The sequence below is a fragment of the Ensifer sp. EB106-03-01-XG145 genome, assembly GCF_058792075.1.
The window spans coordinates 1-23564 of the sequence record NZ_JBYTEC010000024.1 but is presented as its reverse complement, the minus strand read 5'-3'; the positions used below and the strand labels follow the sequence as shown (position 1 = coordinate 23564).

22 protein-coding genes are annotated in these 23564 nt (G+C 60.7%); 21 read left to right on the top strand and 1 reads right to left on the bottom strand.

Features of this window, described 5'->3' with window-relative positions:
* Positions 1–18: 18 nt before the first annotated feature.
* The 12 genes from AC3WWH_RS30330 to AC3WWH_RS30275 all read left to right on the top strand — a co-directional run bounded on the left by AC3WWH_RS30330 (position 19) and on the right by AC3WWH_RS30275 (position 13846).
* Positions 19–1125, top strand: coding sequence for an ABC transporter ATP-binding protein (locus tag AC3WWH_RS30330; RefSeq protein WP_058323972.1), 1107 nt, complete (start codon positions 19–21; stop codon positions 1123–1125).
* A gap of 86 nt (positions 1126–1211) precedes the next feature.
* Positions 1212–2093: a polysaccharide deacetylase family protein gene (locus AC3WWH_RS30325; RefSeq protein WP_058323971.1), complete on the top strand. Its 882-nt coding sequence runs from the start codon at positions 1212–1214 to the stop codon at positions 2091–2093.
* A gap of 57 nt (positions 2094–2150) precedes the next feature.
* A complete protein-coding gene (locus AC3WWH_RS30320; RefSeq protein ID WP_058323970.1) occupies positions 2151–2474 on the top strand; it encodes a hypothetical protein in 324 nt (107 codons plus the stop codon).
* Positions 2474–3553, top strand: coding sequence for a CobW family GTP-binding protein (locus AC3WWH_RS30315; RefSeq protein ID WP_058323969.1), 1080 nt, complete (start codon positions 2474–2476; stop codon positions 3551–3553). The genes AC3WWH_RS30320 and AC3WWH_RS30315 overlap by 1 nt, the downstream gene beginning before the upstream one ends.
* On the top strand, positions 3550–4770 hold the full coding sequence (locus tag AC3WWH_RS30310) for an ABC transporter substrate-binding protein (RefSeq protein WP_058323968.1): 1221 nt from the start codon (positions 3550–3552) through the stop codon (positions 4768–4770). Before AC3WWH_RS30315 ends, AC3WWH_RS30310 begins: the two co-directional genes overlap by 4 nt.
* 11 nt (positions 4771–4781) lie before the next feature.
* Positions 4782–6161 carry an amidase gene (locus tag AC3WWH_RS30305; protein WP_058323967.1) on the top strand — a complete coding sequence of 460 codons (1380 nt, stop codon included), beginning with the start codon at positions 4782–4784 and terminating at the stop codon, positions 6159–6161.
* Between the two features lie 217 nt (positions 6162–6378).
* Entirely contained in the window at positions 6379–7350 is a 972-nt protein-coding gene (locus AC3WWH_RS30300) for an AraC-like ligand-binding domain-containing protein (protein WP_058323966.1), read from the top strand.
* Between the two features lie 99 nt (positions 7351–7449).
* Positions 7450–9489: a hydantoinase/oxoprolinase family protein gene (locus AC3WWH_RS30295; RefSeq protein ID WP_058323965.1), complete on the top strand. Its 2040-nt coding sequence runs from the start codon at positions 7450–7452 to the stop codon at positions 9487–9489.
* On the top strand, positions 9482–11437 hold the full coding sequence (locus AC3WWH_RS30290; RefSeq protein ID WP_058323964.1) for a hydantoinase B/oxoprolinase family protein: 1956 nt from the start codon (positions 9482–9484) through the stop codon (positions 11435–11437). Before AC3WWH_RS30295 ends, AC3WWH_RS30290 begins: the two co-directional genes overlap by 8 nt.
* Before the next feature lie 54 nt (positions 11438–11491).
* Positions 11492–11935, top strand: coding sequence for a GNAT family N-acetyltransferase (locus AC3WWH_RS30285; protein WP_058323963.1), 444 nt, complete (start codon positions 11492–11494; stop codon positions 11933–11935).
* A gap of 21 nt (positions 11936–11956) precedes the next feature.
* Positions 11957–13303, top strand: coding sequence for an aspartate aminotransferase family protein (locus tag AC3WWH_RS30280; RefSeq protein ID WP_058323962.1), 1347 nt, complete (start codon positions 11957–11959; stop codon positions 13301–13303).
* Positions 13304–13498: 195 nt separating this feature from the next.
* Complete coding sequence (locus tag AC3WWH_RS30275) at positions 13499–13846, top strand: DUF6894 family protein (protein WP_492377424.1); 348 nt, start codon at positions 13499–13501, stop codon at positions 13844–13846.
* A 463-nt stretch (positions 13847–14309) separates the two neighbouring features.
* Here the strand turns inward: AC3WWH_RS30275 and AC3WWH_RS30270 are convergent, their stop codons facing one another.
* Complete coding sequence (locus AC3WWH_RS30270; RefSeq protein WP_058320721.1) at positions 14310–15206, bottom strand: SMP-30/gluconolactonase/LRE family protein; 897 nt, start codon at positions 15204–15206, stop codon at positions 14310–14312.
* A gap of 110 nt (positions 15207–15316) precedes the next feature.
* On the opposite strand from AC3WWH_RS30270, the gene AC3WWH_RS30265 reads away from it, so the two are divergent.
* From AC3WWH_RS30265 to AC3WWH_RS30225, 9 genes are all read left to right on the top strand, one after another.
* The gene (locus AC3WWH_RS30265) at positions 15317–16039 is read left to right on the top strand and encodes a FadR/GntR family transcriptional regulator (protein WP_058320720.1); all 723 of its coding nucleotides are present in this window, start codon (positions 15317–15319) and stop codon (positions 16037–16039) included.
* Between the two features lie 11 nt (positions 16040–16050).
* Complete coding sequence (locus AC3WWH_RS30260) at positions 16051–17253, top strand: mandelate racemase/muconate lactonizing enzyme family protein (protein ID WP_058320719.1); 1203 nt, start codon at positions 16051–16053, stop codon at positions 17251–17253.
* A 38-nt stretch (positions 17254–17291) separates the two neighbouring features.
* Positions 17292–18272 carry a sugar ABC transporter substrate-binding protein gene (locus AC3WWH_RS30255; RefSeq protein ID WP_058320718.1) on the top strand — a complete coding sequence of 327 codons (981 nt, stop codon included), beginning with the start codon at positions 17292–17294 and terminating at the stop codon, positions 18270–18272.
* A gap of 148 nt (positions 18273–18420) precedes the next feature.
* Positions 18421–19398 carry an ABC transporter permease gene (locus tag AC3WWH_RS30250; protein ID WP_058320717.1) on the top strand — a complete coding sequence of 326 codons (978 nt, stop codon included), beginning with the start codon at positions 18421–18423 and terminating at the stop codon, positions 19396–19398.
* A 3-nt stretch (positions 19399–19401) separates the two neighbouring features.
* On the top strand, positions 19402–20133 hold the full coding sequence (locus AC3WWH_RS30245; RefSeq protein WP_058320716.1) for an ATP-binding cassette domain-containing protein: 732 nt from the start codon (positions 19402–19404) through the stop codon (positions 20131–20133).
* 11 nt (positions 20134–20144) lie between these two features.
* Positions 20145–20885 (top strand): SDR family oxidoreductase, encoded by a 741-nt coding sequence (locus AC3WWH_RS30240; RefSeq protein ID WP_058320715.1) that lies wholly within the window; start codon positions 20145–20147, stop codon positions 20883–20885.
* Positions 20886–21785: an aldose 1-epimerase gene (locus tag AC3WWH_RS30235; protein ID WP_063891423.1), complete on the top strand. Its 900-nt coding sequence runs from the start codon at positions 20886–20888 to the stop codon at positions 21783–21785.
* Positions 21772–22908: a fumarylacetoacetate hydrolase family protein gene (locus AC3WWH_RS30230; RefSeq protein WP_058320712.1), complete on the top strand. Its 1137-nt coding sequence runs from the start codon at positions 21772–21774 to the stop codon at positions 22906–22908. Before AC3WWH_RS30235 ends, AC3WWH_RS30230 begins: the two co-directional genes overlap by 14 nt.
* A 12-nt stretch (positions 22909–22920) precedes the next feature.
* On the top strand, positions 22921–23564 hold a 644-nt coding region (locus AC3WWH_RS30225; RefSeq protein ID WP_492377423.1), incomplete at its 3' end, for an aldehyde dehydrogenase family protein.

Genomic DNA, 23564 nt, shown 5'->3' with positions numbered 1-23564 from the left:
CAGTACCGGAGCGCCACGATGATCTTCGACCTCGAACTCAACAATGTCGGCAAGGTCTATGACAACGGCACGCCCGCCGTGATCGACTTCAATCTGTCCGTTGCCAAGGGCGAGTTCATTGCGTTCCTCGGCCCCTCCGGCTGCGGCAAGACGACCACGCTCAGGATGATCGCCGGTTTCGAGGCGATCTCCTCCGGCGACATGCTGATCAAGGGCAAGCGGATGAACGACGTTCGGCCCGAACATCGGCCGACATCGATGATCTTCCAGAGCTACGCGCTCTTTCCGCACATGACCGTGCGCCGCAATGTCGGTTACGGTCTTGAGGTCAAAGGCATGGCCAAGCCGGAGCGTGATGCCAAGGTCGATCGCATCCTGGCGACGCTCGGTCTGGAAGATATCGCCGACAAGAAACCCGATCGGCTTTCGGGCGGCCAGCGGCAGCGCATCGCGTTGGCGCGCGGCCTGGTGGTCGAACCCGATATCCTGCTTCTCGACGAGCCGCTTGGCGCGCTCGATGCCAATCTGCGCAAAGCGATCCAGAACGAACTCAAGCTGCTGCAGAAGACGCTCGGCGTGACCTTCATCTTCGTCACTCATGCGCAGTCCGAGGCGCTTGCCCTGTCGGACCGCATCGTCGTCATGAACCAGGGTCGCGTCGAACAGATCAGCCCGCCGCATCAGCTCTACACGCGGCCGAACACAGCCTTCGTCGCTCAGTTCATCGGTAACAACACCATCTTTCACGGTGAGGTCGACGATGCCTCCGGCGAGCGGGCTTTGGTGCAGACCGCCGTCGGCCAATTGTCCGGGCGCGCGAACGGCGCCTTTAGCGGCCGGACGCGTGTCAACGTCGTCATTCCTGCGGAGGCGATTGAAGTTCACCCGGCCGCGCGTGTCGACCGCGACCGGATTGCAGCGAACTACGGCGGCAATGTCGTCGGCGCCAATGTCACACGCTTCGACGTCGTCGGTCATGTCTCGCATTTGACGGCGGCGCTGCCGGACGGGCGCACCGTCTCGCTCGAGGCCCATGTCGACAAGTACCAGCCCGACGCTTTCCCGGTCGGAGCCGACATTCTTCTGAGCTGGCAACTGACCGAAGCGACCGTCATTCCAGCTTGATTGCGACCGCGGAAAAATGTGCGCGGCGTTCCGCCCGCATTCCGCTCTGACTCAATGAAAAGAGAAAACGAAGGAGACTGAAACCCATGGCCAAGGAAATCTTTTGCAGCTTCGGCATCGACGTTGATGCGGTCGCTGGCTGGCTCGGTTCCTATGGAGGCGAGGATTCGCCGGACGACATCTCGCGCGGTCTTTTCGCCGGCGAGGTCGGCAGCCCACGGCTGCTGAAGCTCTTCGAACGTTTCGGTATCAAGACCACCTGGTTCATCCCCGGACATTCGATCGAGACCTTCCCGGAACAGATGCAGGCGGTTGCCGATGCGGGCCATGAGATCGGCATTCACGGATACACCCACGAAAATCCGATCGCCATGACGCGCGAGCAGGAAACCGAAGTGCTCGACAAGTGCATCGAGCTCGTCACCAAGCTGTCGGGCAAGCGGCCGACGGGTTATGTCGCGCCGTGGTGGGAGTTCTCCAACGTCACCAACGAGCTCCTGCTCGAACGCGGCATCAAGTACGACCACTCGCTGATGCACAACGACTTCACGCCCTATTATGTGCGCGTCGGCGACAAGTGGACGAAGATCGACTACTCCAAGAAACCATCGGACTGGATGGTGCCGCTGCAGCGCGGCAAGGAAACCGATCTTATCGAAATCCCGGCTTCCTGGTACCTCGACGACCTGCCGCCGATGATGTTCATCAAGAAGTCACCGAACAGCCACGGCTTCATCAATCCGCACGATATCGAGCAGATGTGGCGGGACCAGTTCGACTGGGTCTATCGCGAGATGGACTATGCCGTGTTCCCGATCACCATCCATCCTGACGTTGCCGGACGTCCGCAGGTGCTGATGATGTTGGAGCGCCTTTATGCCCATATGATCAAGCATCCCGGCGTGAAGTTCGTGACGATGAACGAAATCGCCGATGATTTCGCCAAGCGCTTCCCGCGCAAGAAATAAAGCGAGACGGGGTGGCCCGTTGGTCACCCCGTCTGACATCTCAGGACGGACGGTATCATGTGCTCCCTTTGCGGTATCCTCGGAGGCAACGAACATTGGGCGGACGCCGTGGCCAGACCCGGCGTTTTCACCCGCAACGTCGAGCGGGTCGACCGCCGGCGCGAGCGCGCCAATCGCGTGCGCATCGCCAATACGATGCTCGCCCGCTTCGGCCTGACCCTTGCCGATTGGCAGGGTGCCTCCTTCGTGCTGTCGACGCGTACGGGAAAGAGCGAGATCATCGAGGATCTCGGTCATTTGTGGCCGGCAGCCGAACGGCTCTGTGGCCGGGTCTGCGATCCGCTTGACCGGGCTTTCATTGCTGTGGCGGAGGAGGACTGATGGCCGAAGAAATACCGCTGCTCACGCCCATCAACCTTTTGACCGGTTTCCTGGGGTCGGGCAAGACGACGTTGCTGTCGCGTTTGCTTGCCGACCCGGCGCTCAGCGACGCCGCGGTGCTGATCAACGAATTCGGCGAAGTGGGACTCGACCACCATCTCGTCGAGCGCATCGACGACACCATGGTGCTGCTGCAGTCCGGCTGTCTCTGCTGCACCGTTCGCGGCGAACTGGCCGACGCCATCAAGGACCTTCATTCAAAGCGCGAGCGCGGACTGGTTCCGCCTTTCCGGCGCATCGTCGTCGAAAGCACCGGCCTTGCCGACCCGTTTCCGGTCCTCTCCACGATCAAGGCGGACCCGGTGCTGCGCCATCATTTCCGCCCGGGAAACGTCATCACCACGGTCGACGCGGTCAACGGCCTGACACAGCTCGAGACCTATGTGGAATCCAACCGCCAGGCAGCGGTCGCCGATCGCTTGGTCGTCACAAAGTCGGATCTGGCTGATGTCGGCGTTGTGGCGGCGCTGTCGGTCAAACTGCGGATCATCAATCCGGACGCGCCGCTGGCGCTTGCCGCCGACCCGGCAATCGATCTTGCCGCTCTCATCGACGAGAGGCCGACGCTGCGTGCGAACGGCCTGCAGTCGGCCAGCGGTTTCTACTGCGATGGTCCGGCAGTGCTGACGACGGCTGACGGCACGGCACATGCGTCCGCCGTGACCTCTTTCGTAATGACGATGGAAAGGGCGGTGGACTGGACAGCCTTCGGCCTCTGGCTCACCATGCTGCTCAATCGCCACGGCGAACGCGTCTTGCGCGTGAAGGGTATCCTCAACATCGTCGGGGAAGAGCGGCCTGTCGCCATCCATGGCGTTCAGCATCTGGTACATACGCCGGTTCATATGGAACGCTGGCCCGACGACGATCGTCACTCGCGGATCGTATTTATCGTTGACGGTCTCGATGTCGGACTGCTCAAACGGTCGTTCGAGGCATTCGCGCTCGATCGGACGCCCGTGCACGCAGCGGGTGTTGCCGAGGAACCCGTTTTACAGGAACGCCTTTCGTCCCCATGAGCAAGCACAAGTCCGATCAATCGATAGTTGCCACGCCCGCTCTGCATCTGGCCGGGCGGCCGAAGCTCAGGGTGCTCGGGACGGCGATTTCGCTGCTCGAGGAACTGCGGCTGCGTGCCGAAGCGGATCTCGGCATCGAGGTCGTGTTCGACAACAACGACTTCCTGACCACCCAGCACAAGGCGGCGCAAGAGCCGGACAGCTACGACATCTACGATCAGTGCTTCCACAACCTCGACATCGTCTGGTACTGGCGGGCGATCCAGCCGATCAGGATCGGGCGCATTGCACTCTGGGACGAGATCAACGATCTGACGAAGACCGGGCATATCGGCCCCAATGCCCGGCTGGGGCAGGGGGATGCACCTGTCAAGAAGCTCTTCGTTCAGCCCAATCTCGAACTCGGCGATACCCCGTCCACGTCGATCTCCATGCTGCCAACGACCCACAACTTCGACAGTTTTGCCTATCGGTCTGATGTCGCGCCGAACTCTGTCGCGATGAACAGCTGGGCGGCGTTGCTGGACGAGCGCTGGGCCGGTCGCGCCGCGCTGGTTGACGAACCGGCGATCGGCATCTTCGATGCGGCGCTCGCCGCGCAGGCGGCAGGCCTCATGAGCTTCAATAACATCGGTAGCATGAGCGTCGACGAGATCGATCGCCTGATCGGGCTCCTGGAGGAGCGCAAGAAGGATGGCTACTTCCGTGCCTTCTGGCGCACCGCGGAAGATGCGGCCCGCCTGATGCTCAAGGGTGAGACCGATATCCAGAGTATGTGGTCGACGGGCATCAACATCCTCAACGGTCAGGGCTTGCCGGTGGAACAGGCGGTGCCCGCGGAGGGCTATCGCGCCTGGCATGGGGGCCTTTGCCTGGCGCGCCATCTCTCCGGCCGCATGCTTGACGTCGCCTACGAGTATCTCAACTGGTGGATTTCCGGCTGGCCGGGCGCAGTCGTTGCCCGGCAGGGTTACTACATTTCGACCCCCGAACGATCACGCGCATTCATGTCCGCGGCGGAGTGGGATTATTGGTACGGCGGGCTACCGGCAGCGGAAGATCTGCCGGGGCCTGACGGCACCATCCGCATCAAGGCGGGCTCGGTGCGCAGTGGCGGCTCCTACTGGCAGCGCGCCAACTGCATTGCCGTCTGGAACACCACCATGGACGAGCACAATTATCTGGTCCGCCGCTGGATGCAACTCGTGGAACGCTAAAGGAAGTCTCGATGACGCAGGATCTTGGCGGGCGCTCGATCGCGCAGCTCTCGGTGTTGTTGCAATCCGGCGCGCTCGACCCGCGCGCCCTTACAGAGTGGACGCTCGCACGGATCCTGGATCATGCGGATCAGGCGATCTTTACGTCCGTCACGCCAGAGCGAGCCATGCGCGAGGCCGAGGCATCGCACGAACGACTATCATCCGGCCGTTCGCTCGGCCTTCTCGACGGCATCCCCGTCGCCTGGAAGGATCTCTTCGCGATCAAGGGACTGCCGACCACCGCCGGTTCAACGGTTCTGAAGAGCCACCCGGCCGCCAGCGAGGACGCGGCCGTCGTCGCAGCACTTGCCAAGGCCGGCATGGTCAGTGTCGGGCGGGTCAACATGAGCGAGTTCGCCTTTTCCGGCCTCGGCCTCAATCCACACCACGGCACGCCGCGCAATCCGTGCTCGCGGGACGTCGAGCGCATACCTGGCGGCTCGTCCTCCGGCTCGGGTGTCGCGGTTGCTGCCGGCCTGGTGCCGGTCTCGATCGGCACCGACACGGGTGGCTCGATCCGCATCCCGGCGGCGCTGAACGGTATCGTCGGTTACAAGGCGACGCGCGGCCGCTATTCGATGCACGGTGTCTTCCCCCTGGCCAAAAGCCTCGATTCCCTTGGGCCGCTCTGCCGTACGGTGCAGGATGCCGTCTGGACCGACGCCGCGATGCGGGGTCTTCCCGCATCAGAGGTGCGCAGGGGGAACCTCGAGGGGTTTTCGATCGTCGTACCGAGCGATGTCGTGTTCGATGGTGCAGAAGACGGAGTGGTCTCGGCCTTCGAAGAGGCGCTGTTGCGGCTCGAACGGGCGGGCGCCCGGGTCCGGCGCCAGGCCTTCCCAGCTTTCACGCACATCTTCGAGATCATGGCCGCTCACGGCCCGCTGGTGACGGCCGAGGCGTTCGCCCTGCATCGCTCCAGGCTCGAAGGCGCGGACGCCGGGTTGATGGACAGGCGTGTTGTTGCGCGGGCGCGGCTTGGGGAGAAGATCGAGCTTTCCGACTACATCGCGGTTCTCGCCGCCCGCGAGCGGCTCATCGCCGAGGTCTCGGCGTCGATCGGCCCGAGCGAGATTATCGCCTATCCGACGGTCCCCCATGTGGCGCCTGCGACGGCGCAGCTCGAAGCGGATGATGCGCTGTTCGTGGAAATGAATGGCAGGACGCTGCGCAACACGTCGATTGGCAACTTCCTCGACTGGTGCGGCGTGTCGCTGCCCTGTGGCACTGGAGAAGCCGGCATGCCCGTCGGCCTTCTGCTTTCCGCTCTGCCGCACCACGATACGCATCTGCTCTCCGTGGCGCTGGCCGCCGAAAACGTGGTGCGCGCGGGGTATCGAGAGGTTTGAACTACGCCCAACGACAAGAGCGAGCGCGCTCTCAGACTAGCCGGGGCGCCAAAGCCGTAGTTAACTGACCCTCGATCCTTCGCGAAAGCCTCGCGCGCAAGACACGAAGATGTCGCAAAACGAAGGCGAGCGGGATCGGAGAATGGCCGAGATCGGCCGCGCGCGGCACCAAGGGAACAGCCGGGCGACGGGCCGTCGGACTTGATGGGAGCTTCGCATGGACGTGAGTTATTCCACGGCAGGCACTGCTGCGTTCGAGCGCAAGCGCTATTGGGACGAGGCCGTGTCGAGCACTTATTTCCCGCTCGACCTGCGTTTTCAGAATGCGCAAGAGTTTTCCGGTGAGCTCAATGTCTGGGATCTCGGGAATGTCTCGCTGTCGCGGCTGGAATCGGATGGGCTTCTCTATCGCCGACAAAAACGACATCTCCTGCATGAGCGTGAAGAGAGCTACCTGATCACTGTGCCGGAGAAGGCCGAGATCAGCTTCGAGCAGAGTGGCAAGGCAGTGACCTGCAAGCCGGGTGCCTTCCTCGTCGAGCGCAGCCATCTGCCCTATGAATTCAGCTACAGCGCGAAGAACACGCTCTGGGTACTCAAGGTGCCGATCGTCGCATTGCGCACCCGTGTAGGCCTGCCCGAGCGGATAGCCTCGTTGAGCTTCGATTCGACCCGTGGCACCGGCGCGCTGTTCGTCGACATGATCCGTCTTGTCGCGCCGCGCCTCGTGGAGATGGACGCATCGGCCCGCGACATGACCGGCAAGCATCTCGTCGACGTCCTGGCCATGTCGTTGACATCGGACGAACGCATGCTGATGTCGGATGCGACGTCGGTACAGCTCGGCCATCTGCATCGTGTCGAAAGCTTCGTGCGCGCCAATCTCGCCAGAGGTGATCTCGGGCCGCAGACGATTGCCGATGCCTGCGGTATCTCGGTACGCTACCTGCACCAGCTCATGAAACAGCAGGGGACGTCCGTCTGCCACTGGATCCGGCTGCAGCGGCTGTTGCGCTGTGACGAGATGCTTCGGGATCCCGCCTGCCGCAAGCTGGTCTCGGAGATCGCCTATGCATTGGGTTTCGGTGACCACGCCCAGCTCAGCCGCCATTACAAGGCGCATTTTGGTCTCAGCCCGACTGAGGCGCGGGAGCGATACCTGACGGAGCGCCCGGCCGCGCTCGGCTGATCCCTCCACAAGCACCAACACTGTGACGCTTGCCTACGGCCGCTTCGGCCGACGGCGAAGCCTTGCGCGAATTCAACTTTTCGAGACAGGAGACGGAATTTGCAGAACCTTCGCGTAGCGGTCGATGTCGGCGGTACTTTCACCGACATCTGCATCATGGACGAGACCACGGGCCTCATCCGCGTCGAGAAAACCTCGTCTTCAGTCGATCCGATCGACGGCATCATGTCGGGGGTGGAAAGGGCCGGCATAGATCTCGAAAAAGTGGCGCTGTTTTCACATGGCACCACTGTTGCCACCAACGCTCTGATCACGCGGCGCCTGCCGCGCACGGCCATGGTTTCGACGAAAGGCTTCCGCGACGTCATCGAGATCCGGCGAGCCAACAAGGAAGACCTCTGGGACACCTACAAGGACGTCGTCCCACCCTATGTTCCCAGGCGCGACCGGCTCGTCGTTTCGGAACGCGTCGATGCCCAGGGCGATATCGTGACACCTCTGAACGAAGAGGAAGCCCGCGAGGTCGCCCGTATCCTCAAGCGCCGCAAGGTCGCGGCCGTCGCGGTCTGCTTCATGAACGCCTTCATGAATGGCGAGAACGAGCGACGGATGAAGGAGATCCTGATGGAGGTCATGCCCGGCGTGCCGGTCTCGACCTCGTCGGAAGTACTGCCAGAGATCTTCGAGCATGAGCGCTTCTCGACCACGGTTGCCAATGCGGCGCTGAGCCCGGTCGTCGTCGACTACACCTCCAGGCTCGGCAAGCGCCTTGCAGCGGACGGCTACCAACGTGACCTCTTACTGCTCCACACCGGCGGCGGGGTGATGACGCCGAAGAGCGTGGAGGACTTTGCCGCCCGGCTCGCCGGCTCCGGCATCGCCGCCGGTGCGATCGCCAGCAAATATATTGCCGAACTCTGCGGCTTCAAAAATTCGATCGGCCTCGACATGGGCGGCACGTCAACAGACGTCTCGCTTGCCTATGACGGCCAGTCGCGGGTGACGAAAGACTGGTTCATCGAATTCGGCTACCCGATCCGTTTCTCCTCGATTGAGGTGCTGACGATCGGTGCCGGCGGCGGATCACTCGCCTGGACGGATGAGGCGGGGTCGCTGCGCAACGGCCCACAGTCGGCCGGTGCCAATCCGGGCCCGGCATGCTACGGCAAGGGCAACCGGCAACCGACCAACACCGATGCCAATGTGGTTCTCGGCCGTCTCGGCACCAGTCTTGCCGGCGGCAAGATCACGCTCGACGCGAGCCTCGCCGAGACAGCGGTCAAAGAGGGCGTGGCGGAAGCCTTCGGTCTCGGACTGCATGAGGCTGCCGACGCGATTATCCGCGTTGCCAATGCCAACATGTCCGACGCCGTCCGGCTGATCTCGATCAGCCGCGGCTATGATCCGCGTGATTTTGCTCTCGTCGCCTTCGGCGGCGCCGGCGCTCTTCACGGCGCGGCGATTGCGCGCGAGCTTTCGATCCCCGCGGTGATCGTGCCGCCCAATCCGGGCGTGACGTCGGCACTCGGCTGCCTGCTCGTCGACATGCAGCACGACTTCTCGGAAAGTTATTTGAAGGCAGCGGCGGATGCTGATCCCGCTGCGATCGAGGCGGCCTTCCTCCGCCTCGAAAAGGAGGCGCTCGATCGACTTGCCCATGAGGGTGTCGCCAAGAAGGACGTCGTACTCCAGCGCAGCATCGACATGATGTATCTCGGTCAATGGCGCTCGCTCGCCGTCGCCGCGCCTTCGGGCATGACGGAGATCGCATCGCTCGTTGAGGCGTTCCATCGCGAGCATGAGCGTGAATACAACTTCCGCCGCGACGAAACGCCGGTGAGCCTCTTCCGCATCAATCTGAAGGCGATCGGCGTGGTGCCCAAGGCAACACTGGCGCGCCATGAGCCAACGGGTATCGTGCCCGAGCCGAAGACGCGGCGAACGGTCTGGTTCGATGGCGAACGCGGCCTGGACACGCCGGTCTACGAGCGCGAGAGCCTGCCGGCCGGGTTCGTTCTCGCGGGGCCCGCCATCGTCGAGCAGCTCGATTCCACGGTCGTCATCCCGCCGGAAACTCGCGCCGAAGTCGACCAGTACCTCAACATCATCATTCGCATCGAAGGTGAAAAGAATGTCTGAACAGCAGAGCCTTGACCCCGTAACCTTCGAGGTGCTGAAGAACTCCTTCATCACCAGCGTCGACCAGATGGCCGAGCAGATATTGCGGACCTGCTATTCCTTCGTCATCTACAACCGCGATTTTTCGAGCGCGCTGCACGATGCCGAGGGCAACTCGGCGGCGCAGGGAAACCAGGATATTGCGGTGCATGTCGGCACGCTGCATTTCACCTGCAAGGACGTCATTCGGGCCTTCGACGGTGACATGCATCCGGGCGATGTCTATGCGATCAACGACCCTTACGCGGGTGGCACGCATTTCAACGACGTCCGGCTGATCCGTCCGATCTTCGTCGATGGCCGGATCATCGCCTTCAGCCAGTCCAATGGCCACTGGTCGGACCTTGGCGGCAGCGTGCCGGGCTCCTTCGATGTGGCTGCGAAGGAAATGTTCAAGGAGGGTATGCGTATCACGCCGATCCGGCTCTTCGATCGCGGCCGCTTCTGCAAGGACGTCGCCAACCTCATCGCTTCGAACACGCGCGACCCGGCCTCGATCATCGGCGATATCCACGCCCAGACACAGGCGACGCAGGTCTGCGAACGCGAAATCCTTCGGCTCGTCGGCAAATATGGTGAAGGCACAGTCCGTCAGGGCCTCGGCGGGGTGCAGGATTATGTCGAGCGCGCCATGCGCCAGCGCATTGCCGCTTTACCCGACGGGACTTGGGAAACGCAGGACTTCATCGATCGCGACCCCGCCGGCAAGGAAGGGCTGATCCCAATCAAGGTCAAACTGACGATCAAGGGTGACCGGGTGGTCTATGATTTCACCGGCAGCCATCCGACGATCGGCTCCATCTACAACTCGGCATTCGGCGCGACCTTCTCGGCCGTTGCCGCCGGCATGAAGACCTTCTTCCCGGACCTGCCGCTCAACAGCGGCTTCTATCGCGTCTTCGAGATCATTGCCCCGGAAGGCTCGATCGTCGATGCGAAATGGCCGGTGGCGGTCACAGGGTTTCTGATGCCGTTCGAGAAGATCATGAATGCGATCTACGAGATCTGGTCGAAGATCATTCCGGAGCGGGCCATCGCCTGCGCCTTCAACCTCGAATATCTGCTGACCGGCGGGCGCGATGCCCGCGCGAAGGAAAAGCCGATCTTCATGTTCTACGACTGGCTGCCCGGCGGCTGGGGTGGGCGCAACGGCAAAGACGGCTGCAACGTCACGACCGCCTGTTTCGGCACGGGACTGATGGCTCAGCCGGTGGAAGGACAGGAGAGGGCAAACCCGATCCTGACGACCGAATTCGAAGTCCTCAAGGATTCCGCCGGTCCAGGGAAATGGCGCGGCGGTGCCGGGGTGCTGAAGACTTCGCGCATGCTCGATGCCGAGAACACGGTGATCTCGTATATCTGCGACCGCGAACGGGCGATCGTCTGGGGTATCGAGGGTGGATTGCCGTCGATCCCGCACGGTCTGACGCTGACACGCGCGACTACCGGCCAAAAGGAATGGCTCGGCGCGACTTTCTCGGATGTGGCGATCGAGCCCGGCGACGTCTTTTCCCGTCCAACCGCCGGCGGCGGTGGCTTCGGCGATCCGCTGGAGCGCGATCCGAAGCGGGTGCTGGACGATGTGATCGACGACTACGTCTCGGTCGAGCGGGCGGCCAAGGACTATGGCGTCGTGATCCTGCCCATCGATCCGGAAATCTGCGCCTACGAGATCGACAAGGATGCAACCGTCGCCTTACGCCGGGAGATCCGGGCGGAGCGGAACGGTTGGCTGGCGGTCGATCCGGAAGATGTTTCCAAACGGTTCAAGGCAGGCGAGATCGATGCAATGGATGCCGTCCGCCGCTATGCCGTCATCCTCGACTGGGACACCGGTGAATTGCTACCGGTCTCCACCAATCAGTTTCGGGAGATGTATCGCAAGCGCTCGGCGGCTGCCTGGCAATAGGGACGAAAATGGCTGGTGGGTGGGTAGTTCGCCCGCCCTGGGTTGGGGGCAACTATGAGTGACATCACGATCGTCACTGCGGGCGAGAGCGATCGGTCAGCGTGGAACAAGCTTCATGCGGGGTTTGCCGCCTTCTATGGCGTCCAGCAAACCGACGAAATGCGCGATCGGGTCTGGAGCTGGATCCGGGATGGCCAGCTCGAATGCCGCCTCGCGCTCGATGGCGCCGGCAACCCGATCGGCCTGACGCATTTTCGCGAATATGTCCGGCCCTTGTTTGCGGTACGCGGCGGCTTTCTCGACGATCTCTTCGTTGCGCCCGAGGCACGCGGGAGCGGTGCTGCCGCCGCTCTGATCCGCGCCGTCGCCGACATCGGACACGAACGTGGCTGGTCCTCCATCCGCTGGATCACGCGCGACAACAATTATCGTGCAGGAACGCTCTATGACCGGGTCGCGTCACGCACCGATTGGATTACCTATGATATCACGCTTTGAGATTGCAGCAGGGAGACGCCGATGACCGCACAGCCAAATTCCACCGAAGCGCGGGACATGGCGTATCATCTCCATTCCTATACCAATCCCCGATGTCTGGAGCGCGATGGACCGATGGTGATCGAGCGCGGGGAGGGAATCCACGTCTTCGACAACAGCGGCAAGCGCTACATCGAGGGCATGGCGGGGCTTTGGAGCGTCGCCGTCGGCTTCGGCGAAAAGCGCCTCGTCGAGGCCGCGCGCAAGCAGTTGAGCCAGTTGCCCTACTATCACACCTTCTCGCAAAAATCGCACGGCCCGGTTGCCGATCTGGCGGAAAAGCTGGTGTCCCTGGCGCCGGTGCCGATGTCGAAGGTCTACTTCGCCAATTCCGGTTCGGAGGCGAACGACACGGCGATCAAGCTCGTTTGGTATCGTTCGAACGCGCTCGGCAAGCCCGACAAAAAGAAGATCATCTCGCGGATCAAGGGCTATCATGGCGTGACGGCGCTAAGCGCCAGTCTGACCGGCCTGCCCAATAATCATCGTTCGTTCGATCTGCCGCTGCCGAACATCCTCCACACGACCTGCCCCCATTATCGAACCGGGGCGGAACCCGGCCAGGACGAACTCGCCTTTTCGCGCTGCTGTGCCGAGGAACTGGAGGCCATGATCCTCGAGGAGGGACCGGAGACGATCGCCGCCTTCATCGGCGAGCCGGTGATGGGCGCAGGCGGCGTCATCGTGCCGCCGGAAGGCTATTGGGCCGCCATCCAGGAAGTCCTCGACCGGTACGACATTCTGCTCATCGCCGACGAGGTAATCTGCGGGTTCGGCCGCACCGGCAACATGTTCGGTTCGGAAACCTTCGGCATCCGCCCCGATATCATGACGGTGTCCAAGCAGCTCTCCTCGTCTTATCAGCCGATCTCGGCGCTTATGATCAACGAGCGCGTCTACGAGCCAATCGCCTCCGAGGCGGAAGGGATCGGCGTACTCGGTCACGGCTATACGGCAAGTGGCCATCCGGTCGCCGCCGCCGTTTCGCTGGAAAACCTGGCGATCATCGAGGAGCGCGACCTGGTTGGAAACGTGCGCCGGCTGGCCCCGCATTTTCTCGAGCGCCTCAACGCGCTGGAACGGCATCCACTTGCGGTCGAGGCGCGCGGTGTCGGCCTGATCGGGGCCTTGGAACTCGAAGCTGCCGACGGCGCACCGACGGGGACTATGGGCGCCCGGGCGGCGGCCCTATTGCAGAAGAACGGGCTGATTTCCCGCAACATCGGAGACGCGATCGCTTTCTGCCCGCCGATGATCATCACAAGGGGGGAGATCAACGAGATGTTCGACATCGTCGAGCAGAGTCTCGGGGATCTCGCTGGAACTTAGGCACGCAAGTCACGCCCCTGAGGGCGCCGCATCAGGCGGCACGAGCGGCCTCGTATTTCAACACGACAGATGAACGAATGGTCGCGCCCCGACAAAGCAACCAGGCGGCGAGGCGCGCGTCACGCAACTGTCACGCGCAAAGAACTTTAGAAACTGCTAAGAAGTAGAGAGCCATGACGGTGTTCGAGTACGAAGATGCGCCGATACCTCTTTCACATTCATCTTCTTGGGACGGTCAATCGCGACCACACCGGAGCGTTTCATGCTAGCGACAGCCAGGCGGTGGCGCGCGGGAGATCGGTTGCGGACGGGATCGCAGAAAACGACAGGCACCGGAGCGTAATCGTAACAGTTGAAAGGGCAGGTGGCCCTGTTTTGGCGCGGGTAACTGCGACAAAGGCCATGCCCCCCTGGCAGTCTGCAAGCTCGAAGTTCGAACACGCTTGGCGAGAACTGACCGGCTTGGATACCAGCCAACTCCCGAGGGATTGTCCCCGCGCCTTCAGGGAGGACAGGAGGAAATACCTGAATTCATGGATCTAGGAAATCGGTCCAACGGAAAAGTACGGCCATGGGCTGGGGATCCCGGGCAGGTCGATCTGCCCCCGCGGATCAAAGGAGAGGTTTGCACCGATGACGACCTTTCGGCAGCTTCGTGCTGCCAACGGTGAGGCGATCGACCTCCAGGATTTCGGGCTTGTCGTCGTGTTCCGGCAGCCCAGCCAGTCGATCCTGTGCATTCGATCTTCGGGGCCGCCTGAATCACATCGGCCTGAATGTGCGAGCAGCCGTCCACATCGGCGTGCATAATGTATCGTCGGGAACGTCGAGGCTCGCACGTTTCATCGTTCACGACGATACTGGACTGTGTCATGCAGCGAGTTCGGCCTAACAGCGATCAGCGTATCCTGTAGCACTGGTTTCTCCCGCTTTAGCCACACGCCCTTGGCTGCGTTGAGGATCTATCTTGAAGCCCGCGTATATGCTTTTGGGGCAATTTAGACTGTCATTGACTGAAACGGTTGGCCGGTAACCCGCAAATACCCGTGCGCACCGCGAAAACCGCGCCCTCTTGCGGATTGAGGCCAAGGTGCTCGTCGCTCATCGTGAAGCGAGCGGAAGTAACGAACAACGTATCGAAGCCTGGTCCGCCAAACGCGCAGCTGGTGGGCCATGAACAGGGTAGATCGACAACGCGGTCAATTTTACCGTCCTGGGCAAACCGAACCACACAACCGCCGCCGGCGACGCGGCAGTTCCAGATGAAGCCTTCAGCATCCATACAAGAGCCGTCCGGAAGACCCCGATCGAAACCCGAAAGGATCGATCGCCTGTCGTGAAGCGCCCAGGAATTGGCATCGAGGGCATAGCTGTAGATCACATTGTCTTCCGTGTCTGCCGTGATGAGCCGACCATTGTCGGTCCATATTAGCGTGTTTGTAATTCCGAACCGATCCTCCGAAACCGAATGCAATGCCCCGTGCGAATACCGATAGAGTCTCCCTGCTTTTGCAGTTGTCGCCTGCGGCGTGTCATCGGCAGCGATATTGTCCTGCATCGTGCCAATCCAGAAAGCCCCGTCTGGTCCGACGATGCCTTCATTCAGTCGATTTCCCGGAAGCTCTCGTTCGACCTCGGCCACGACATGAAGCTCACCTCCAAATTCCCATAACGCGATTGATTTCCGCAATCCGACGATCGCGCCGCCGTCGTTGCGAAGGCCGATTGAGGTGATCAGGTCGGGGAAACTCCACTTTTCATGGTTGCCGGTGATCGGGCAGAGCCGGTGGATCGCTTTTCCCACGATGTCGACCCAACAAAGCTTGTGCGCTCGATCATCCCAGACTGCACTCTCACCAACGATATTTTCCGCCGCGAAAGCCACGTCAACTTCGATTTCCATAGACCCTCCGTGCTGTTCTCAAATTGGTTCTTGACACACAGCTTGTCCATAAACTATGACTCGGTTCAATTCAACCTGTCCGACAGGTTTTATCAAACTGGGAGACGAAAATGAGTGTAGCGCCGGTCGACGAAGAGCAGCTTGCAGGAGGTAATCTCGTCAGCACCGCTATCGGCGCCATTACTCAGCACATCCGGGCGAACGAACTTGGTCCGGGCGATCGACTGCCGAGCGAGGCCACGCTGTCGAAGGAACTGAGCGTGTCCCGGTCGGTGGTGCGTGAAGCATTCAGGTCGCTTGCCACGATGCGGCTGATTGATCTCAACGTCGGAAAGCGTGCCACGGTGGCCCAACTCGATCATGGCGCAATGTCTTTGATGATCGAGCACGGCGTGCACACGGCGCAGATCAACATCAACCAGGTCTATGACGTTCGCCGAACGATAGAGATGCGAACATCGACCCTGGCTGCACTTCGCCGAACCGACGCGGAAGCCCGCATCATCCTCAGCCATGCGAAAGCGATGGAGACCAATTTCGCTGATGCGGACAAGGTCATGGAAAGCGACCTTGCCTTTCACCTGGAGATCGCTCGCGCCTCCAAGAACCCGATCTTTTCGATAATCGTCGGCGCGTTCCAGGGGGTCTCCCGGCAGACCTGGCCGATCGGGTGGCGCAGCCGCGCGTCCGACGCCGAGCGGCATGCCATGAACCGGATACATATCGAGTTGGCCGAGGCAATCCTTGCTGGCGACCCGCAAGCCGCCAGCCAGCTTATGGCGCGCCATTTCGACGAGAGCGCAAAAGCGCTGCTCGCGGCCGGAATTGCATAGAGGACAACCTGATGAAAATTTCGAGACTTGAGACGGTCCGCGTTGCGGAACGGCCGAACCTGCTTTGGCTGCTGGTCCATACCGATGAGGGTTTGACCGGGCTTGGAGAAACCTTCTTCGGCGCAGAAACCGTCGAGACTTACATCCACGAGTACGTCGCCCCACGTGTTATCGGGCGAAACCCGCTGCAGATCGATCTTCTCGCAAATGACTTGGTTGGTTATCTCGGGTTTCGGTCGTCCGGTGCAGAGGTGCGTGGCAATTCGGCGTTCGACATTGCGCTCTGGGATATCTTCGGAAAGGCGACAGGCCAGCCGATCGCACAGTTGCTCGGTGGCTTCAGCCGCAATGAGATCCGCACGTACAACACCTGTGCGGGTACAGAGTACATCAAAAAGGCAACCGGTCAGACGACCGCAAACTACGATCTGTCGTCTGCCGGCACCCGCAACTACGACGACCTCAACGGCTTCCTTCACCGTGCCGACGAACTGGCACTTTCCCTCTTGGAAGAGGGGATTACGGCAATGAAGATTTGGCCGTTCGACATCGCAGCGGAAAAGTCGCGCGGTCAGTATATTTCGATGCCCGATTTGAAATCGGCGTTGGTGCCATTTCAAAAGATCCGCGACGCCGTTGGCGATCGCATGGATATTATGGTCGAGTTCCATTCGATGTGGCAGCTATTGCCGGCAATGCAGATAGCCAAAGCGCTCGCGCCGTATCAAACGTTCTGGCACGAGGATCCCATCAAGATGGACAGCCTCTCCAGCCTCAAGCGCTATGCAGCCGTCTCGCCTGCGCCGATCTCGGCGTCGGAAACGTTGGGTTCGCGATGGGCTTTCCGCGACCTCCTGGAGACCGACGCCGCTGGCGTGGTCATGCTGGATATCAGCTGGTGTGGCGGTTTGTCGGAGGCCCGTAAGATCGCGGCGATGGCGGAAGCGTGGCATCTCCCCGTGGCACCGCATGACTGCACCGGGCCGGTCGTTCTTTGCGCATCGACGCACCTGTCGCTCAACGCACCCAACGCGTTGGTCCAGGAGAGCGTTCGCGCATTCTACAAGACTTGGTATCGCGATCTCGTTACGGCGCTTCCGGAAGTTCGAAACGGGATGATCACAGTGCCGCCAGGTGCCGGTCTCGGCATGGAGCTTAATCCCGACCTCGAAAAGGCATTTACCGTGTCCCGTCGCATTTCGAGCGGGGACTAAGTCCGAGTTCTTTTTTTGCAGCTTAAGGAGGAGCAAGCATGCGAACAATATTGATTGGGAGTGCATTGGGGTTGGCGCTTTTCGGTTCGACCGCGCTCGGCGCATCGGCGGAACCGTTGAAGATCGTCTTCACGCATCACTCGTCGGCGTCGAATACATTCTGGCAGGCAGTCAAAAAGGGGTTCGACGACGCCTGTGAGAAGATCGGCGCAAGTTGCCAGATGGTGTTCACGCAGACCGAGGGCTCTGTTGAGCAACAGCTCTCCAATATGGAAGCTGCGTTGGCGAGTAAGCCCGACGCACTCTTGACCTCGATCGTGGATGACAAGGCGTTTGACGACGTCATCGCTCGGGCCGCCAAGGACGGCGTTGAGGTCATCGGCGTCAACGTGGACGACAGCGAGGGAGCGAAAGGAAATGCGCGCGCTGCTTTCGTCGGCCAGGGTTTCCGGCGCGCCGGGTACTCGCTTGGAAAGGCTATGTCGGAGAATTTTCCGAAGGAGGGACCGATCAAAGTGTTGGTCGGAATTTCCGCGCCAGGCCAGAACTGGTCCGAGGCACGCGGACAGGGCGTGATGGAATTCCTCGCGGAATTTAAGGCTGCCAACCCCGGTCGAGAAATCTCTTGGGAACGGATCGATAGCGGAACGGACCTTGCTGTCACGTCAGATCGTGTCGGCGCCTATCTGAATGCCCACCCCGACACCACCGCCTATTTCGATACAGGCTTCTGGCATGCCGCGGTAGCCAGGGTGCTGAAGGACCGTGGCGTCGCGCCTGGCCAGGTACTTCTGGGCGGCTTCGATCTGGTGCCCGAAGTCGTCCAGCAAATGCAGACGGGCTACGTGCAGGTGCAGGTTGATCAGCAGCCATACATGCAGGGTTTCATGCCTGTGATGCAGGTCTATCTCGCCAAGAATGTTGGCCTCGCCCCGGCTGACATTGATACCGGGCAGGGGATCGTCCGTCCGGCTGATGCCGACAACATCATGGACCTCTCAGCACAGGGCCTGCGGTAGACGGCATCTCCAAAAATCTCATGGTTTGCGGAGAAAACAACCTGTCGATGAAGCATGTGCTTTGCGCGTCGGAGAACGGCGCGCAAAGCAGTGAATTTGGCCGGCAGGCCCGCGAAACGAGCCGCCCTGCCGCACGGGAGTGCATGCGATGAAAAGAATGCTGAAAATCTACATGGAGAAGCCGGAACTGGCGGCGCTCCTTCTACTCTTGCTGCTCGTAGTTCTCTTCCAGATCCGGTCTGGAGGCGTCTTCTTGAGCTTTGATAACCTGCGAGGCTTCTTTGGGATCCTCCCGGAGATGGCGCTGGTTGCGATCGGCGTCACTGTTTTGATGATCTGCGGAGAATTTGATCTTTCTGTGGGCGCCGTTTTCGCGCTGATGCCGATGACGATGGCCGTTTTGATGGCTACGGGGATCTCGTTCCCATTAGCATTGATCGCGGGCCTTCTCGTCTGTGTGGCGATTGGATTTCTGAATGGCTATCTGACCATTCGTTTTGCGATCCCAAGCTTTATTACCACGCTTGGCATGATGTTTGTCGCCAGATCTCTCACGGTCGTGATCTCGGGCGGCTTTCCGCCACTCTTGCCGGCTGATCTCCCCACATGGCTCTTCACCAGTTTTGTTGGGCCCGGCCAACTGCTGCGCATGTCGTTCCTCTGGTTTCTGGTCATTGCTGTTTTCGTATCGCTGCTCCTGAGCCGTACGAACTTCGGCAACTGGATCAGAGCGACCGGCGGTTTTCTGCCGGCCGCCGACGCCCTCGGCATCCCGACTGCGCGCGTCAAAATCGCCTGCTTCATTCTCTGCTCGGTGTTGAGCGGCTTTGCCGGGCTCATTCAGGTGCTTCGCCTGGGTTCGCCGCTGCCCTCGATTGGCGAGGGCATGGAACTGCAAGCGGTTGCCGCAGCCGTCATTGGTGGCACCGCCCTGAACGGTGGTGTTGGGGCGGTCTTCGGCGGTATCATTGGAGTCATCCTCATCCGCGTAATCGACAACGGTCTCATTCTCAGTCAGGTCGACGCCAATTGGTTTAAGTTTGCAATCGGGTCGCTGACGATCTTTGCTGTCGTCGCCAATTCCTGGCTTCGCAAGCGGGCAAAATCGATCAAGGTGGAGGTCTAAGCCATGAGCGGTTCTATTGTATCCGTCAGGAACCTGCACAAATGGTATTCAGGCGTCCATGCTCTGAAAGGCGTCTCGGTCGACTTCGCACGCAACGAGGCCGTCGGTCTGATTGGCGACAACGGCGCGGGCAAGTCGACACTCATCAACATCCTTTCCGGTGTCCAGAAGCAGGACGAAGGCAGTATCTTTGTCGAAGGAAAAGAGGCTGCGATATCGAGCCCGCGCGACTCCATGCGGCTCGGGATCGAGACTATCTATCAGTACAACTCTATGGTCCCGACCATGTCTATCGCGCGAAACCTGTTTATTGGTCGCGAGCCGCTCAAATACTCCGTCTTCGGCCTCGGCGTTCTGGATATCCGCAAGATGCGCGAGGAGAGCGTGCAGGCCATCGCAGATGTCGATCTTCATCTGCGCTCGCCTGACGCTTTGGTTGGCGAACTCTCAGGCGGCCAACGACAGGGTGTGGCGATCGCCCGTGCCATGCATTTCAAGTCGAAGGTGATGATCCTTGACGAACCGACGAACCATCTTTCGGTCAAGGAAACGAACAAAGTCATTGGTTTCGTTCGCTCGTTGAAGGAACAGAACGTCACCGGCATCTTCATCAGCCATAACATGCACCACGTCTTCGAATCCTGTGATCGGGTGGTCGCCATGGCGCGGGGGCAAATCGTGCTCGACAAGCGCGTCAGCGAAACGTCGATCGACGAAGTCCAGTCCGTGCTTTGAGGGGAACGCACATGAAACCACTTCAGGGAAGAGTGGCGCTTGTCACGGGTGGACTAGGCACGCTCGGTCGAGCCCAGGCCAGTAAACTCGCCGCGGAAGGCGCAACGGTCATCGTGCTCGACCGTCCTGACCTCAAGGCGTCAGGTCTGACGGAAAGTCGCGGTGAAAATGCGCGTTTTCTCGGATGCGATCTGAACGACCTTGAGCGATCCGAGCATGTCATCCGGCAGGAATCCGAAGCCTCAGGCGGTATCGATATCCTGATCAACAACGCTGCGCTCATAATCAATAAGCCGTTCCAGGAATTCAGTCTGGCGGAGTATGAGGACCAGATCCGCGTCAATTCGTCGGCTGCATTTGCAGCGGTTCGAGCCTGCGCCGACCTGATGAAACGCAAAGGACGCGGCAAGATACTCAATTTTGCTTCCATTACGCTCAATGGCCAATGGGACGGCTATGTGCCCTATGTGGCATCGAAGGGCGCAATGATCGGTCTGACGAAATCCTTGGCTCGCGAACTCGGGCCATTCGGGATCAACGTCAATGCGATTTCGCCGGGAGCGGTGGTTTCTGAAGCAGAGAACCGGGTATTTGCCGACCGGCTTCAGGAATACAACGATTGGGTCCTCGAGCGGCAATGCCTGAAAACACGTGTTAAGCCTGAGGACGTAGCGGAACTCGTCTATTTCCTTGTCTCATCCGCTTCGGACATGATCACTGGACAGAACTTCGCCATCGACGGCGGTTGGTAGATGATTGTCGAGCGGATCAATGTCGAGAACAGCAAGGCGCACTTGCAGCTAATACCGACACTTGGCGGTGGTATCGCACATCTTGATGTACGGCATCCGTCAGGCGAGTGGCTTCCTGTGTTCAGGCCGTGGAATGGCCGAATGGAAGATGGCCCCTTTGAACTGGGGTGTAATGTGCTTGTTCCATTCTCGAACCGCATCTCACGCGGCGGTTTCGAACATGACGGTGTGTTTCATCGCATTCCAGCTAACCTTGTCGGCGAGCCATTCCCTATTCACGGGGACGGCTTCCAGCGGTGCTGGCGATTGCTTGCTCGCAACGGCGATACCGCCGAACTCGAATGCGATGGGGAGATCGGTCCATTTCGCTATCTGGCAAGACAGGTCTTCACCCTTGGGACCGAAAAGCTGGAAGCAAAGCTCACGGTTCAAAACCTGTCGGGACAACCATTGCCCTTCGGTGTCGGTTTCCATCCGTGGTTTCCGCGAAATGCGGGCACGCGGCTGCAATTTCGCGCCACGGAGGTATGGCTGGAGGACAGGGAACACTTGCCGACAGGTCGGCGAAAGCTTTGCGAAGTTCCAGATTGGAATTTCGACCAAGGGCGGGCGTTACCTGACCAGTGGATCAACAACGCCTTCGGCGGGTGGGCTGGAGAGGCGGTCATCACGCAAGGAGAGGGAGCGGTCTCCGTCAGGATCTCGGCCTCCGACAATCTTGCTTATGCGCTGCTCTATTCGCCGGACGCCAAGGCGGACTTCTTTTGTTTTGAGCCGGTTTCCCACCCAGTAGACGCACATAACCTCGTGGGCCGGCCAGGCCTGAAGATACTTGAAGACGGCCAGGAGCTGACTGGTTCAATGAGTTTGGAATGGGAAGAGACATATGGAACTCGATAGGAGCGGCACCTTCGTCGGTCGTGTGTGGTTGTCGGAGGAGAAGGGGCCGGTCCTGGTGACAGTCAGGGCCGGCGTGGTGTTCGACATCACGACAAAAGAAGCGCCAACGATGCGTGATCTCTTGGAGATGGATGATCCTGTCGGGTTCGTCCGGGCACGAGAGGGAAGGGCGATCTGCGAGCTGGCCGAGGTTCTCGGGGCAGCTCCGAGGGTCTCCGAGGCGCCCCGGCTACTCGCGCCATGTGATCTTCAGGCAATCAAAGCCTGCGGCGTGACATTCGCCCGCTCGATGCTCGAACGGGTGATCGAGGAGCGGGCCGCAGGAAACCCCGACCTCGCCTCCAAAATCCGCGAACGCGTGACGGTGCTTGTCGGGGACAGTCTGCGCAACCTCAAGGCTGGTTCGCCGGAAGCGGCCAAGGTCAAGGAGGCCTTGATCGAAGAGGGCGTCTGGTCACAGTACCTCGAAGTCGGAATCGGTCCTGACGCCGAAGTCTTCACCAAAGGGCAGGTCATGTCGGCAGTTGGGTATGGTGATGAGGTAGGGCTGCACCCGATATCGAGGTGGAACAACCCGGAACCGGAGGTCGTACTCGCCGTGGATAGCAAGGGCCGGGTAAAGGGAGCGACGCTCGGCAACGATGTGAACTTGCGCGACGTTGAAGGGCGTTCGGCGCTTTTGCTTAGTAAAGCCAAGGACAATAATGCCTCCTGCGCGCTCGGGCCGTTCATTCGGCTGTTTGATGAGAGCTATTCGATCGACGACGTGCGCAATGCCGACCTCGATCTGCGGATAGAAGGCGAGGATGGCTATGTGCTGATGGGCAGGAGCTCGATGAAAGAGATCAGTCGCGATCCACTCGATCTGGTACGTCAGACCATCGGCGCCCATCACCAATACCCCGATGGCTTCATGTTGTTCATGGGCACGCTGTTTGCTCCCGTCGAAGATCGTGACGTCCCGGGCCAGGGCTTTACCCACAAGCTCGGTGATGTCGTGACAATCTCAAATGCCCAGCTGGGATCACTGGTCAACACGGTGCGATTGTCGACCGAGTGCAGTCCCTGGACTTTTGGTGCATCGCACTTGATGCGCAATCTTGCGGCGCGTCAGTTGATCTGAATGGAACCGACCATGACATTGCACCAGAACCTGATTGCCGGCGAATGGATCGGTGGCGACGGGGTCGCCAACATCAACCCCTCGAACACCAATGACGTGGTGGGCGAATATGCCCGTGCGTCTGCCGATGATGCCCGCGCCGCGATCGCCGCTGCCAAGGCGGCGTTTCCCGCCTGGTCGCGCTCCGGCATTCTCGAGCGCCACGCGATCCTCCGGAAGACCGCCGACGAGATCCTCGCCCGCAAGGACGAGCTCGGAAAGTTGTTGTCGCGCGAGGAAGGCAAGACGCTCGCCGAAGGCATCGGCGAGACCGTGCGTGCCGGCCAGATCTTCGACTTCTTCGCCGGTGAATGCCTGCGTTTGGCGGGCGAAGTCCTGCCGTCGGCCCGGCCCAACATCGGCGTCGAGATCACCCGCGAGCCGGTCGGTGTCGTCGGCATCATCACGCCCTGGAACTTCCCGATCGCCATTCCCGCCTGGAAGATCGCGCCGGCGCTCTGTTACGGCAACACCGTCGTCTTCAAGCCGGCCGAGCTGGTGCCCGGCAGTTCATGGGCGATCGTCGACATCCTCCACCGTGCCGGCCTGCCGAAGGGTGTGTTGAACCTCGTGATGGGCAAGGGCTCGGTCGTCGGCCAGGCGATGCTCGACAGCCC

Excerpts from the sequence above, each read along its gene's own strand:
- AC3WWH_RS30245 (WP_058320716.1), top strand. The coding sequence starts at position 19,402 with ATGAGCGGTTCTATTGTATCCGTCAGGAACCTGCACAAATGGTATTCA.
- AC3WWH_RS30300 (WP_058323966.1), top strand. The coding sequence starts at position 6,379 with ATGGACGTGAGTTATTCCACGGCAGGCACTGCTGCGTTCGAGCGCAAG.
- AC3WWH_RS30260 (WP_058320719.1), top strand. The coding sequence starts at position 16,051 with ATGAAAATTTCGAGACTTGAGACGGTCCGCGTTGCGGAACGGCCGAAC.
- AC3WWH_RS30290 (WP_058323964.1), top strand. The coding sequence starts at position 9,482 with ATGTCTGAACAGCAGAGCCTTGACCCCGTAACCTTCGAGGTGCTGAAG.
- AC3WWH_RS30250 (WP_058320717.1), top strand. The coding sequence starts at position 18,421 with ATGAAAAGAATGCTGAAAATCTACATGGAGAAGCCGGAACTGGCGGCG.
- AC3WWH_RS30315 (WP_058323969.1), top strand. The coding sequence starts at position 2,474 with ATGGCCGAAGAAATACCGCTGCTCACGCCCATCAACCTTTTGACCGGT.
- AC3WWH_RS30280 (WP_058323962.1), top strand. The coding sequence starts at position 11,957 with ATGACCGCACAGCCAAATTCCACCGAAGCGCGGGACATGGCGTATCAT.
- AC3WWH_RS30285 (WP_058323963.1), top strand. The coding sequence starts at position 11,492 with ATGAGTGACATCACGATCGTCACTGCGGGCGAGAGCGATCGGTCAGCG.
- AC3WWH_RS30310 (WP_058323968.1), top strand. The coding sequence starts at position 3,550 with ATGAGCAAGCACAAGTCCGATCAATCGATAGTTGCCACGCCCGCTCTG.
- AC3WWH_RS30270 (WP_058320721.1), bottom strand. The coding sequence starts at position 15,206 with ATGGAAATCGAAGTTGACGTGGCTTTCGCGGCGGAAAATATCGTTGGT.
- AC3WWH_RS30235 (WP_063891423.1), top strand. The coding sequence starts at position 20,886 with ATGATTGTCGAGCGGATCAATGTCGAGAACAGCAAGGCGCACTTGCAG.
- AC3WWH_RS30330 (WP_058323972.1), top strand. The coding sequence starts at position 19 with ATGATCTTCGACCTCGAACTCAACAATGTCGGCAAGGTCTATGACAAC.
- AC3WWH_RS30240 (WP_058320715.1), top strand. The coding sequence starts at position 20,145 with ATGAAACCACTTCAGGGAAGAGTGGCGCTTGTCACGGGTGGACTAGGC.
- AC3WWH_RS30325 (WP_058323971.1), top strand. The coding sequence starts at position 1,212 with ATGGCCAAGGAAATCTTTTGCAGCTTCGGCATCGACGTTGATGCGGTC.
- AC3WWH_RS30320 (WP_058323970.1), top strand. The coding sequence starts at position 2,151 with ATGTGCTCCCTTTGCGGTATCCTCGGAGGCAACGAACATTGGGCGGAC.
- AC3WWH_RS30275 (WP_492377424.1), top strand. The coding sequence starts at position 13,499 with ATGCGCCGATACCTCTTTCACATTCATCTTCTTGGGACGGTCAATCGC.
- AC3WWH_RS30230 (WP_058320712.1), top strand. The coding sequence starts at position 21,772 with ATGGAACTCGATAGGAGCGGCACCTTCGTCGGTCGTGTGTGGTTGTCG.
- AC3WWH_RS30305 (WP_058323967.1), top strand. The coding sequence starts at position 4,782 with ATGACGCAGGATCTTGGCGGGCGCTCGATCGCGCAGCTCTCGGTGTTG.
- AC3WWH_RS30265 (WP_058320720.1), top strand. The coding sequence starts at position 15,317 with ATGAGTGTAGCGCCGGTCGACGAAGAGCAGCTTGCAGGAGGTAATCTC.
- AC3WWH_RS30255 (WP_058320718.1), top strand. The coding sequence starts at position 17,292 with ATGCGAACAATATTGATTGGGAGTGCATTGGGGTTGGCGCTTTTCGGT.